At 49.3% G+C, this 13,105-nt stretch carries 9 protein-coding genes; 5 read left to right on the forward strand and 4 right to left on the reverse strand.

Annotated features, from left to right (window positions below; genetic code table 11):
- Window positions 1–225: 225 nt before the first annotated feature.
- Complete coding sequence (locus tag ACWJAO_RS12470; RefSeq protein ID WP_449140489.1) at window positions 226–1,053, reverse strand: zinc ribbon domain-containing protein; 828 nt, start codon at window positions 1,051–1,053, stop codon at window positions 226–228.
- 102 nt (window positions 1,054–1,155) lie between these two features.
- Complete coding sequence (locus ACWJAO_RS12475; protein ID WP_449140490.1) at window positions 1,156–1,947, reverse strand: Nif3-like dinuclear metal center hexameric protein; 792 nt, start codon at window positions 1,945–1,947, stop codon at window positions 1,156–1,158.
- A 273-nt stretch (window positions 1,948–2,220) separates the two neighbouring features.
- On the opposite strand from ACWJAO_RS12475, the gene ACWJAO_RS12480 reads away from it, so the two are divergent.
- The 3 genes from ACWJAO_RS12480 (at window position 2,221) to ACWJAO_RS12490 (ending at window position 5,237) form a co-directional block, all read left to right on the forward strand.
- A complete protein-coding gene (locus tag ACWJAO_RS12480; protein WP_118065247.1) occupies window positions 2,221–3,345 on the forward strand; it encodes an agmatine deiminase family protein in 1,125 nt (374 codons plus the stop codon).
- Window positions 3,346–3,374: 29 nt separating this feature from the next.
- Window positions 3,375–4,250 carry a carbon-nitrogen hydrolase gene (locus ACWJAO_RS12485; RefSeq protein ID WP_449140491.1) on the forward strand — a complete coding sequence of 292 codons (876 nt, stop codon included), beginning with the start codon at window positions 3,375–3,377 and terminating at the stop codon, window positions 4,248–4,250.
- 78 nt (window positions 4,251–4,328) lie between these two features.
- Complete coding sequence (locus tag ACWJAO_RS12490) at window positions 4,329–5,237, forward strand: AEC family transporter (RefSeq protein ID WP_449140492.1); 909 nt, start codon at window positions 4,329–4,331, stop codon at window positions 5,235–5,237.
- Between the two features lie 120 nt (window positions 5,238–5,357).
- Here ACWJAO_RS12490 and ACWJAO_RS12495 read toward each other — a convergent pair whose 3' ends face one another.
- Together ACWJAO_RS12495 and ACWJAO_RS12500 are read right to left on the reverse strand one after the other, a co-directional pair.
- On the reverse strand, window positions 5,358–7,253 hold the full coding sequence (locus ACWJAO_RS12495) for a C10 family peptidase (protein WP_449140493.1): 1,896 nt from the start codon (window positions 7,251–7,253) through the stop codon (window positions 5,358–5,360).
- A gap of 313 nt (window positions 7,254–7,566) precedes the next feature.
- Window positions 7,567–10,029: a C10 family peptidase gene (locus ACWJAO_RS12500; protein WP_449140494.1), complete on the reverse strand. Its 2,463-nt coding sequence runs from the start codon at window positions 10,027–10,029 to the stop codon at window positions 7,567–7,569.
- Window positions 10,030–10,301: 272 nt separating this feature from the next.
- Here ACWJAO_RS12500 and ACWJAO_RS12505 point away from each other — a divergent pair, with 272 nt between their 5' ends.
- Window positions 10,302–12,071 (forward strand): hypothetical protein, encoded by a 1,770-nt coding sequence (locus ACWJAO_RS12505; protein WP_449140495.1) that lies wholly within the window; start codon window positions 10,302–10,304, stop codon window positions 12,069–12,071.
- Window positions 12,072–12,163: 92 nt separating this feature from the next.
- Window positions 12,164–12,916, forward strand: a complete 753-nt coding sequence (locus ACWJAO_RS12510; protein WP_449140496.1) for a NigD-like protein — start codon at window positions 12,164–12,166, stop codon at window positions 12,914–12,916.
- Window positions 12,917–13,105: the final 189 nt, after the last annotated feature.

Consider the following 13,105-nt stretch of genomic DNA (forward strand, 5'->3'; position numbering starts at 1 on the left):
GCTGACTTCTTTCAGATTCCGCGTCACCACGGACACCCTTGTCTCTCTGGCTAGACGATTCCCACTACTAGGGCTCGTTAGGGACTTGCACCCATTAGACAACACACATGCTAGTCAAACAAAAAGATAAAGGCTCGCCAAGCAATTTTGGCGAGCCTTCATTGTATCTTATCGTATCTTTTTCAGAAGATAATCATCCGAAAAGAGCGGGAAAGGGAGGAAGAATTAATCCTCATCCTCAGTCTTTCTCTTGCGGATAGCGCGCTTGCGCTTTGGCTTCTCCTCGCTCTTAGGAGCCTCAATCTTAACACCAGCCAATTCTGGGTCAATGAGGATACGGCCGCAATACTCACAAGGGATAATCTTCTTGTGCATCTTGATATCGAGCTGGCGCTGAGGTGGAATCTTGTTGAAGCAACCACCACATGCATCACGCTGCACGTAAACGATACCCAAACCGTTGCGGGCACCATTACGGATGCGCTTGAAGCTCTGGAGCAAACGTGGCTCAATCTTCTTCTCAAGCTCGAATGCCTTCTCCTTCAAATTCTCCTCTTCCTCGCGGGTCTCAGCCATGATTGACTCGAGTTCAGAGCGCTTCATTACCAGACCCTTCTCGCGGTCAGACTTCTGGTCCTCAGCCTTGTGGAGGTCGTAGAGGCGCTCGTTGATCATCTGCTGAGCCTCACGGATCTTCTTGCCGCAAAGTTCGATTTCCAGCTCCTGGAACTCGATTTCCTTGCTCAATGTATCATACTCGCGGTTGTTGCTTACCATTTCGAGCTGCTTCTTGTAACGCTCTACGCTAGCCTGAGCATCCTCTATCTCGTGCTGCTTCTGATCAATAGCGCGGTCAAACTGCTCAATATCGGTCTGGATCTTCTCGATACGGGTGGTAAGACCAGCAATATCGTCTTCCAAATCCTGAACTTCGAGAGGCAACTCACCTCTCAACGCACGCTTTTCATCAATTGCAGACAAGGTGGTCTGAAGCTGATAGAGAGCCTTCAACTTCTCTTCCACTGTCAAATCTGTAGGATCTTTCTTTGCCATAACTTTATTTTTTTTAATGTTGAATGTTTTACTTTTAATGTTGAATGTTGAATGTTGAATGTTGAATTGGGCTTGCGCCTTCCAGCCTATAAACTTTCCAGCCTATAAATACAATATCGGATTCGTATTTATCTCAGAGATGCAGCATTTGGCATCAGGGAAATTCTCCTGGATGATGCTGCGGAAGATTTCACCCGTAAACTGCTCACTCTGATAATGGCCGATGACACAGATCTGAATCTCCTGCTCGTGGCCGAAATACTCGTGATAGCTCATCTCGCCCGTGATGAAGGCATCGGCACCTGCCTTGATGGCTGCGTCGAGCAAGAAAGCACCTGCTCCACCGCAGAGTGCCACCTTCCTGATAGGCCGGCGAAGCAACTGGTTGCACTGCACGCACTCCACGCCAAACCGCTCCTTGAGCATCAGCACCAAGTCGTCGGCTGCCAGGTCCTCAGCCACCTCTCCGATGACGCCCTCGCCGCCCCTCACGCCGTCCACTTCCTTCTCGCCTGCAAAGAACTGCACGTTTCGCAGTCCCAGTTTCTCGGCAATCTTGAAGTTCACGCCGCCCGCAGCCGCATCCATGTTGGTATGCATCGCCACGATGGTAATATCATTCTTAATCGCCTTGCGCACGGTACGCTGCACGTAGTTCTCGTCCGAGATTCTCGCCAGTTTGCGAAATATCAGCGGATGATGGCTCACGATGAGGTTACATCCCTTCTGGATGGCCTCTTCAACCACGGCTTCAGTAACGTCAAGACACAACAATGCCCCTGACATTTCTACCGCCTCTGTCAATCCAACTTGCAGGCCGGCATTATCATATCCTTCCTGCAAGGGCAGAGGCGCGTAATGTTCAAGGGCATCAACTACCTGTTTTATTTTCACGCTCCTATTCAATATTTTATTTTTAGACTGCAAAGTTACTCATTTTTCCCCGATTTTATCTCCATGCAGCCCTCCGTTTAAACTTTTTTAATATAAAGTTTCGATTTTGCGCAAAATATTTCACAAAAACAGCCGATAGTTGTAGATTTTTTATTAATTTTGCAAGCATACTTCATAAAAGCAGAACGGAGCCGTCCCCAAGGAAAGGTTCCCGATGAAGAACAGAGTATAATAAATTGGTTTAGAACATCGTATCATAAAATAGTATAGCTTATGCATCAATCTACATTACCCTGCGATTTCGCACTCCCTGCCGAATGGGAGCCACAGAGCGCCATCATGCTCACCTGGCCACATGCCGGCACCGACTGGAAGCCGTATCTGCCAGAAATTACAGATACTTATCTCGAACTGGCAGATATCATCACGCGCTACGAGCAGCTGCTTGTAGCTACACCCGATGTGCCTGCCACCCGATACCAGCTCAAGAAAAAGCTCTCTGCCGAACAGATGAGCCGCGTGCTGCTCTACGAGGTAGAAAGCAATGATACCTGGGTACGCGACCACGGACCCCTCACGATGGTGCTGCGCAAAAAGCAGAACACCTGGATGGTGCCTTACCGCATACTCGACTTCAAGTTCAACGGCTGGGGCGAAAAGTTCAGATGGGAGAAGGATAATGCCATCACCCTGCAACTATACTATCAGGCAGCCTTCAATGCCGATATAGAGAACCACCAGGGCTTCGTGCTCGAAGGAGGAAGCATCGAGAGTGACGGAAAGGGTACACTCTTCACCACCTCACAGTGCCTGCTGGCGCCTCACCGCAACCAGCCGCTCGACCACGACAGCATCGACCATCTGCTGCAGACTTTCTTCCAGCTCAAGAGAGTCGTCTGGCTGGATCACGGCAATCTGATAGGCGATGATACCGACGGCCACATCGACACCATCGTGAGAGTGGCTCCACACGACACCTTATTATATGTAGGCTGCGATAATCCGGAAGATGAGCAGTATGAAGATTTCCAGGCGCTGGAAAAGCAGCTCAAGGGTCTCTTCACCTGGGAGGGATACCCTTACCGCTTGCTCAAGCTGCCGATGCCCGACCCTATCTATGATGAGGGCGACTGTCTCACCACCAACCCGGAGAGCGAGGGCGACCGCCTGCCTGCCACCTATGCCAACTTCCTGATACTGAACAAGGCGGTGATTTATCCCACCTACAATCAGCCGGAAAAGGACGAGGAGGCACGCAAGCAGATTCAGCTCGCCTTCCCCGACCGCGAAATCATCGGCGTAGATTCGCAGACCATTATCCGCCAGCATGGCAGCATCCACTGCATCACCATGCAGTTGCCCGAGGGAGCCCTCAGAGACTCAACATTCCACATTTAACATTCAACATTTAACATTAAAAGTAAAAAATGAACGTCGGTTTATTACAACTTCATAATACGGCAGATATCGCCAATAACAAGCAGCGCCTGGCAGAAGGCATCATCGACCTCGCCCATCGCGGCGCAGAGCTCATCGTGCTTCAGGAACTTCATAACTCCCTCTATTTCTGTCAGGTAGAGGATGTTGACCTCTTCGACCTGGCAGAGCCTATTCCGGGCCCTTCGACCGATTTCTACGGCAAGCTTGCCAAGGATCTCGGCGTTGTCATCGTCACCTCCCTCTTCGAGCGCCGCGCTCCGGGGCTCTACCACAATACAGCGGTAGTGATGGAGAAGGATGGAAGCATAGCCGGAATATACCGCAAGATGCACATCCCCGACGATCCTGCCTACTACGAGAAGTTCTATTTCACTCCGGGCGACCTCGGTTTCCACCCTATCCAGACCTCTGTAGGCAAGCTCGGCGTGCTGGTTTGCTGGGACCAGTGGTATCCCGAAGCAGCCCGTCTGATGGCACTGCAGGGAGCCGAAATGCTCATCTATCCTACCGCCATCGGCTACGCTACCTATGATACCGAGGAGGAGCAGCAGCGCCAGCGCGAGGCGTGGACTACCGTGATGCGGGGCCATGCCGTAGCCAACGGATTGCCGGTCATCGCCGTAAACCGCGTAGGTTTCGAGCCTGATCCTAGCGGTCAGACCGAGGGCATCCAGTTCTGGGGCAGCAGTTTCGTAGCCGGTCCTCAGGGCGAGCTCCACTACCGTGCCAGCGATCAGGAAGAAGAGAGCCTGGTGGTAGATATCGACCTGAAGCACAGCGAGAATGTGCGCCGCTGGTGGCCATTCCTCCGCGACCGCCGCATCGAGAACTACGGCGACATCACCAGGCGATTTATCGATTAAACCATTTTTTGCCGGAAATTCCGAGAGAATATCGGGATTCCGGCATACATATATATAAGGTATAGATTTTCAGGATAAATGGAAAATTTGGAAGTGATGGTGATACTTTTCATCATCGTGATTTTAGGTTACGTCGCCTGCAAGTTGGGATATATGGGCGACAAGTTTGACAAGAAGCTATCCAGCATGGTGGTAGATATCACCTGTCCTCTGCTGGTACTCTCGTCAGTAATGGGCGATGAGCTGCCCGACCGCACGCTCATCCTTCCCCTCCTAGGTGTAGGTTTCCTTACCTACATCCTTTTGCTGGTATTCGGTTTCTGGGTGCCGCGTCTCATCACGCGCAATCATGATGACCAGGGCATGATAGGTTTTGCGCTGATGTTTGCCAACGTAGGTTTCATTGGCTACCCTATTGTTTCAAGCATATTCGGTCCGAAGGCTATTTTTTATGCCGCGCTGCTCAACATGCCGAACACCTTTTTTATTTTTACGGCAGGTGTAATGCTCATCAAGGGCGAGTACAGCGTCAAGCAGTTCAATCCTAAGGTGCTGTTTTCTCCGGCTCTTCTGGGTGCCTTTGTTGCCGCCCTCCTGGTAGCTTTCGGGGTTCATACACCTGATATCATTGCGCGTCCGGTAACGATGGTGGGCAACATAACGGTTCCGGCAGCCCTGATGATTATCGGTTCCTCGATGGCTAAGTTGCCGGTGAAGGAGATTATCGGCAGTACTAAGGTATACCTCTCCTCGTTCTTGCGTCTTGTGGTAGTACCTCTGAGCATTTATTTTCTGTTCAAGGTATGTGGTGTAAGCAATCAGGTCAACAACATCAATACGGTGGTTATAGCGATGCCTGTAGCGAGTTTCGGCACGATGTTCTGTCTGAAATACGGCCGCAATCCTTCGCTCATCACCGAGATGACGTTCATCACCACGGTTGGCAGCATCATCACCATCCCGCTCATCACCCTCCTCTTTTCGTAAAGAGAAAAAAATCCCCTGATGCCACAAAGTCACCAGGGGATTTTTTATATCATCAGTAATCGTAATAATCACTATTAATTCAACACTCAACATTCAACATTCAACACTCAACATTCAACATTACTTCACGCAGAATTTCTTGCCATTCTTGATGTATATACCCTTCTTCATAGCCCCTGTAATGCGGCGGCCGCTCAGGTCATAAATGGCAGCATTTCCGGTCTTCTGCTCCAATGTTACAGAATGGATGCCGGTAGACTCCAGGTTGCGGTAAGTCCTTACCTCGAGTTCATAAACCGGTTCAAGACCTCTTACGCTGTTCACGCTTCCAGCACCAAATACGATGTTTTCAGCCAATTTACCATCCACTAGTGCATAATACTTTGATACGCCTTCATCCACCGTCAGAGAATAGTAATAAGTAGAGCCGATGACTGGTTTGCCATTATAGAAAATGCTGGAAGGATTATACCGGCTTCCTGCCTCCTCGAATGTTGCACCTTCTCCTATCTTTGTCCTGATTTCAAATGTGCGAGGTTCGTATCCGGTTGCCGGCAGACGCATTCTCCCGAAGTCCAGGTCATACAGTTCCATATACTCATCAGAGCCATTTCTCTTAGCCACAACAGCCAGATAATCACCCGGTTCCGCATCTACACTACTCAGAACCGTAAAAGCCATTTTAGGATAGATATAGCCCCGTCCAAAATCTTTAACAGTCTTGGTGCTGGATGATACAATCTCCCGAATCTCGCCCTTAGCATTCATCAGAGCCATGGCAAGTACTCCGTCAAAGTTCTGTTTTCCTTCATTTTTGATTGGTACTGAAAAGACGATACATTTCTGTCCCTTCTTCACATCAGTAACATTCATATTCATTTCCTGAAGATAGTCAGTCATCTTCGTGAATCTCATATCGGAGATTTTTTCCTTTCCGTCAGATGGCTCCATGCCGAATACTGCCATCTGGCCAACGTTATACCGGCTGGCAACTGGCTTTCCTTCTTCGTTTTGCGGATTGAGGGCTCCTATATGGTAGAAACCGTTGCAAAGACCGCCCCAGCCCCAGTTTACGCTGAAGCTATCGTCCTTGTAACCGTCTATCACGAAGGCATGACCGCCACCAATAGAGTCGAATGCAGCATAGAGCACAGGACGGTTGGCATCTATCTCTCCGCGCAACTTTTCGTTCCATTCCTCTGCGCTCCCAGCTTCTATTGACATCTGATGCGAAATCTTGCTGTAGCCGAAATACTTCTGCATGGCAGCCACCAGGTCGCTTATATACGAACCGCTACCATCTTCAGTATACTGCATATCCACAGCCACACCGAGGTCTGACATGAGCCTTGCCACGCCGTCGAAGTCAGCAGCGTTGGTTCCGTCATATCGCACAGGCATATTTGCCCAATCATATTCGTGCTCGAATTGGGCAGTCAGGGTCTTGCCGTCCCATTTATAGGAATGGCTTCCGGTACCCTTGGCAGGATAACCGTGATACTGCATCACGATGGCACCAGCCGTAGCCGCACAGCCAACCGGATATTTGTTTGGCGTGTACTTGTTGAATGGAGCCATCTGGTTCCATTTCGCGGTATTGAGCAGCTTTTCGCCGCTGAAACCGGTTCTTGTGGCAGTCTGGTTCGCCTGATTACTGTTAGCCAGCGCTGCTATCTGCCGTTCATAACTCTTGAGCAGGTCCTTCAGTCCGTCGGGCAGATTTCCTGCATCAAATGTTCCTGTTGAGGTATACCCCAAAACTGGCGCTACTGCGTCGTCACCTGCTATAATGACGAATCCGCCTGCGTCATTGTTGAAAACATAATAAGCATCAGAGCGCGATGCGGTATTAGCCGTGCGACTCTTGGCTCTAGCTTTCTGCGGCATCTGTTTTCCCCAGAAGCTGTAAGCCTGTTGCTGTGCCTGCCATTGAGTTATCCGTTTAGCCTCCGAAGGAGAATATGCCAGCAGCAGCAACAATGCCAATATGTTTTTAAAGTGTAATTTTCGTTTCATTAGTTCTTGTTGTTTAATAATCTACTATATACCTATTATAGTTTTTAGATATTTTATCCTTTTCTAAAGTTCATGCAACGAAAGTTTTCTTCTAATTGCCGAAAGTAGTTTATCCTTTTGCAAAGATAGGGAAAATATTAATACCCAGCAAGTTTTTTTGCTTTTTTTTCATCGCATCCCCTATTTTTTTTACGCATTGCCCCCTTTTTACGCATTAAGCGAAAAAAAAATCCCCCGGTGCTACAAAGTCACCAGGGGATTCTTATCTTTTAATTATAATAATCAACACTCATTAATCACTAATCATTAATCACTATCTTGCGCTTATTTTCTTGCCATTCTTGATGTATACGCTCTTCTTCATCGCCTCAGTAATGCGGCGGCCGTTCAGGTCGTAAATGGCAGCATTGCCTGGCTTCTTATCCAATGTTACAGAATGGATGCCGGTAGGCTCCAGATCCTCTTTCACTTCATCGAAGTAGACTATCCAGTTCTGGGTGTTTCGATCAGCCTCATACTTCGCCTTGCTGTCAGGATAGAGATGCAGCGTACGGTACAAATCATCGAACTTGCTCGCGAATACACACCAGCTGATCCTGTAAGGAGGCTCCTTATGACGCATATATACATCCGTCAGATAGAAGCAGGCATAGAATGTATTGCGGCCGAATTCCTCTATCGTCTCAGGCAAATCAATCTCCTTCAACATGGTTGCTCTGAAAGCATTGAAGCCCAACTCCTTGACACAGGCAGGCATCTTGAAACTCTCCAGATATTCATTGGCTTCGAATGCATAGTCAGGAACCATATCAGCCTTGTAGCCGTCATAAGCCACCACCTTTGCTCCGCTCAGGTCGATGCCCTTGAAATAATGACTCGCCAGCTCATCAAAATCGCGCTTGTCAATCTCACCGTTCACCTTGATATTTCGGTATACAAAATAGTCAGGATTTTCTTTGGCAAGTGCTTGCTTCAGCGTTCCAGCCCCCGTCAGGTTGATCGTGATATCCTTTTCCTGATAGTTGCGATAAGTCTTAACCTCAAGGGTATAAACCGGTTCAATACCTCTGAAAGAATTTGGACTCTCAGTACCCAAATTGATATCATTAACCAGTTTGCCATTCAATTCAACGCAACAGTTCGCAATGCCTGCATCTAACGTCAGATAATAACAGTAATTGGCACCGATAACAGGTTTGCCATTATAGAAATTGGTGGAAGGATTATACCACGTTTCTGCTTGCTTAATAGTTGCACCTTCTCCCACTTTCGTTCTGATCTCGTATGTGAGAGGCTCATATCCGGTTGCCGGCAAACGCTTTCTCTCAAAGTTTCGGTCGTACAGTTCTATGTATTCCGAAGAACCTTCTTCCTTAGCTAGGATAGCCAGATAATCACCTGGTTCTGCATCCAGTGTAAACTGCAGAGAAAAAGTTGGAGAAATATAATACCTATTAACTGCCAATTTGTCCAATTTCATAGGTTGAGACGATACGATTTCTCGCCTTTCTCCCTTAGCATTCATAAGGGCTACGACGCACTCTCCGGTAAAAACATGGTCTCCAGTATTGCCAATAGGCATAGAAAAGAGTGTGCCTCTCTGTCCCTTCTTTACGTCGGTAATATTCATATTCTGTACCTGCATCTGATCTTTATCCTTCACGAATCCGATAGCAGACACTTTCTCCGTTCCGCCAGATGATTCCATGCCGAATACTGCCGATTGTCCTACATTATACTGTTCGCCCGTTGGTTTTCCTGCGCTTTCCGGATTCAAGGCTCCAATCTTGTAGAAACCGTCACATAAGCCGCCCCAGCCCCAGTTTACGCTGAAGCTTTCGTCCTTGTATCCATCAATTACGAAGGCATGTCCGCCACCAGTATTAGGGTCAGAAGCAGCATAGAGCACAGGGCGGTTGGCATCAATCTCCTCGCGCAGTCTGCCGTTCCAAGCCTCTGCACCCACATCTTCTATTGCCATCAGATGAGAAAGCTTGCTGTAGCCGTAGTACTTCTGCAGGGCGGTTACCAGGTTGCCGATATACGCACCGCTTCCACTCTTATCATACTTCATCTCCACTGCCACACCGAGGTCTGACATCAGTCTTGCCACGCCGGCGAAGGCTGCATCGTTGGTCTTGTCGTATCGTTCTGGCATGCTTGCCCAGTCGTAGGTATGCTCCTCGAAACTGGCTGTGAGGGTCTTGCCGTTCCAGGTATAGGAATGGCTTCCGGTGCCCTTGGCAGGATATCCGTGATACTTCATAACGATGGCTCCAGCCGTTGCCACACAGCCTGTTACATGGTTGTTTGGCGTATACTTGTTGAAAGGAGCATCCTGGTTCCATTTCGCAGTATTGAGCAGTTTTTCGCCTGTAAATGCTGCTCTTGTGGCAGTCTGGTTCGCCTGATAACTGTCGCCCAGCGCCGCAATCTGGCGCTCATAGCTCTTCAGCAGGTCCTTCAGACCGTCAGGCAGATTCTCGGCATCGAATGATCCCGTTGAGGTATAGCCCAATACTGACGTTACGGCATCATCACCAGCGATAATGACGAATCCGCCTGCATCGTTGTTAAATACATAGTAAGCATCCGATGTCGATGCTGTAGTAGCTGTGCGGCTCTTCGCCTTCGCCTTCTGCGGCATCTGCTTTCCCCAGAAGCTGTAGGCCTGTTGCTGAGCCTGCCACTGTGTGATTCGCTTGGCTTGCAGAGGAGAGTATCCCAGCGCCAACAACAATACCAATAGGAACTGAATGTGTAATAGTCGCTTCATAAGTTCTTATCTTTAAAGGGTTATTATATATATATGTATAGTTCTTAGAAAATTCTTCTTTTGCAAAGATAAGAAAAAAAACAATACCAAGCAAGTTTTAGCCCCTCTTTTTTCGCCCCTCTCCCCACTTTTTTACGCAATGACACCCCTTTTTACGCATTGAACGATAAAAACATCTCCATTTTTTCGTTATTCCCCGATTTTTACCTTATCTTTGCAAGGAAATTAGGCACGGAAGAAAATCCTTTACCAAATAATATAAACTAGAAGAAATGAAAATAAACAACAGTACGAAGAAAAGCCTGCTCCTCATCGCACTCGCGATGGCCAGCACTACTTACCAGACACAAGCCGCACCGATTGAACATATCGGCGACAGATACATCATGCATGTTCCCGAAATGGAACTCACCGGCGAAGAATCGCTCCTCGATGTGCTCATGATGTGCCCAGAAGTCATCTCTCTCGACGGCAACAATATCATCGGCGGAGACCCGTTCGCCAACCTCTACGGCAAGTTCGTCATCCGTATCGACAACCAGGAATACGGACTCGATTACGCCACCTTCCTCCACCATTTCAAGGCACGGGAGATTGAAACCATCAAGGTGTGCCAGAACGCCGAAGTGATGAAGGGATGCAGCAGTCTGAAGAAAGTCATCGACATCACACTGCGAAAGAAGGAGAACGGAACTACCGGCAGATGGGGACTCTTCGGTGATACCTACGGCGGCGCAAAAGGCATCGTCAGCGTTATCAGCCAGCAGGATAAACTCCGTGTGCTCAGTCATGTAGAAGGCAACTACCAGCGCACCTCCAGCAGCGATAAGGACGCCTACCAGGGCATCTCAGGAACCACCGTAAACCACTACTCCCACGAGGGTGCCAAGCTCAACCTGCTCTGGACGCCCACCACGAAGGATGTGCTCGAAATAGATGCGATGCAGACCTACATCCGCAACCATTTCACCCACACCCCAGCCGATTACGTGCGCGCCTATCATCTGCAGGCCGACTATACCCGCACGCTCGCCGACAACGGCTCCAGCATCCTCTTTACCCTCGGTGCCGAGCATATCAGCGACAACGGCCGCACGCAAGAAGAAACCCAGACTGCGCCTTACCAGAACCACTCCACCTACCCCTTCATGGTGGTAGAATATGCCACTCCGGTCATCACCTCTGATCTCTGGATTACGGCAGGTTTCGAGGGCGGTCTCTCCATCGAGAAGAACTGCATCGCCGATTACATCAACCATTCCAACTATCAGGATTTCTACGCCCAATTGGATTACAACATCGGCAAGTGGGGATTCATGGCTGGCGACCGCTTCCGCATCATCAACTTCCGTCCTAAGCAGATAGCGCCGGACGAGCACTGGAAGCATACCACGCGCAACCATATCTACTCGGCGAGCGCCTATTACAGCTTCACGCCGGGTCATACCCTGCAGGCCACCTACTGCCGCCGCATCTTCAATCCAGAGTTTGGCGATTTCGTTACCGCGGGCGATATGGAGGGAGCCTGGCAGCCGGTTTATACCGCCGATATCGGCAACAGTATGGCGAATGTGGTAGAGCTCAAGCATACCTACAGCCGCCCTGCCTTCGTGCTCAGCACCTCGGTGAAGAACATCCACCAGCACCTGTTCAGCACCACCCACGACAATACGCTCGGCATCGGCTCCACCGCCTTCTGGCACCAGGGCATCCTGCGCCTCACAGCCGGCTTTAACTACTTCTGGCAGCGCAGCGAAACCCCTTCAGAGGAGGCTCAGCAGCGCAATGCGCAGTACAATCATTTTGCCGTATTCAAGTTGGCACCGCAGCTCACAATGGCCGATGGCTGGCGCTTCACGGGCAATCTCATCTGGTGCACTCGCCGCCGCAGCGATGCCTACACCCCGGCTAATCTCTATGCCGAAGTGGGGGCATACAAGAATCTGGGCAAGCACTGGACGCTCGAAGCCCGCTTCCACGATATGGCGAGCCAGCACTTCGGCAATCGCGCTGCCACCATCGGCTGCACGTATTACTTTTAACAATCTTTTTCTAAATCAGATGCAAGATTTCTGTTCCTTTCTTATTTTCTTATCAGAAAGAAGAAAATTTTAAAAAGAAAGGAACATTATATATGAGAAAAATTGATTTCAAGAAGATCGGGCTGGCAGCGATGATGATCCTGTCGTCCCTCACATTCCAGTCGTGCGATAACGATAACGATACCGACTGGGACCGTGTTTTCCCTAACGCCCTGGTAACCGTGAAGCAGAACGGCGATGCCTGCTATCTGCAGCTCGACGACAACACCACCCTGCTCGCCAAGAACCTAAAACCTACCATCTTTGACGGCAAGGAGGTTCGCGCCCTGGTCAACTACACGCAGACCTCGGAGAAGAGCGAGAAATATAACCAGGTGATTCACGTCAACTGGATAGACAGCATCCTGACCAAGAAGCCTGTTCCTTCGCTCGGTTCTGATATCAAGAACAGCGAGAAGTATGGCAACAACCTGGTAGAAATCGTGCGCGACTGGGTAACGGTGGCAGAAGATGGCTATCTCACCCTCCGTTTTCGTGCTCTCTGGGGCGGTCAGAAGGTGCATTACATCAACCTCGTTACGGGCGTGAATCCAGAGAATCCTTACGAGGTAGAGCTCCGTCACAATGCCAATGGCGACCCTCAGAACTACTGGCGCGATGCCCTCGTAGCCTTCAATCTGAACGATGCCGTGCCTGATACCGAAGGCAAGACGGTGAAGCTCACCATCCGCTGGCGTTCCAGCCAGGGCTACAAGAAGGTAGATTTCGACTACTGTTCGCGCAAGCCTATCAGCAGCCCGAAGATGCTCGAAGGATACAGCCAGGAAGGAAGAGATATCCGATAAAAGCAGAAGAAAGCTTGATATCGCGTTTCGCGATATCAAGCTTTTGGCCAGATAAAGCAAAAGAGGGTGTGTCATAAGTCCATGACGCACCCTTTTTCGCAAAAAACGCCTACTTGCAAACTTTTGTCTTGTTCTTTAAGAAAGTTTTCTGTTTTATTTACAACAAAGCCCAAACTTTCACAAGCTCGG

It is taken from the genome of Segatella sp. (assembly GCF_977051555.1).

Excerpts from the sequence above, each read along its gene's own strand:
- ACWJAO_RS12470 (WP_449140489.1), bottom strand. The coding sequence starts at position 1,053 with ATGGCAAAGAAAGATCCTACAGATTTGACAGTGGAAGAGAAGTTGAAG.
- ACWJAO_RS12480 (WP_118065247.1), top strand. The coding sequence starts at position 2,221 with ATGCATCAATCTACATTACCCTGCGATTTCGCACTCCCTGCCGAATGG.
- ACWJAO_RS12485 (WP_449140491.1), top strand. The coding sequence starts at position 3,375 with ATGAACGTCGGTTTATTACAACTTCATAATACGGCAGATATCGCCAAT.
- ACWJAO_RS12490 (WP_449140492.1), top strand. The coding sequence starts at position 4,329 with ATGGAAAATTTGGAAGTGATGGTGATACTTTTCATCATCGTGATTTTA.
- ACWJAO_RS12495 (WP_449140493.1), bottom strand. The coding sequence starts at position 7,253 with ATGAAACGAAAATTACACTTTAAAAACATATTGGCATTGTTGCTGCTG.
- ACWJAO_RS12500 (WP_449140494.1), bottom strand. The coding sequence starts at position 10,029 with ATGAAGCGACTATTACACATTCAGTTCCTATTGGTATTGTTGTTGGCG.
- ACWJAO_RS12505 (WP_449140495.1), top strand. The coding sequence starts at position 10,302 with ATGAAAATAAACAACAGTACGAAGAAAAGCCTGCTCCTCATCGCACTC.
- ACWJAO_RS12510 (WP_449140496.1), top strand. The coding sequence starts at position 12,164 with ATGAGAAAAATTGATTTCAAGAAGATCGGGCTGGCAGCGATGATGATC.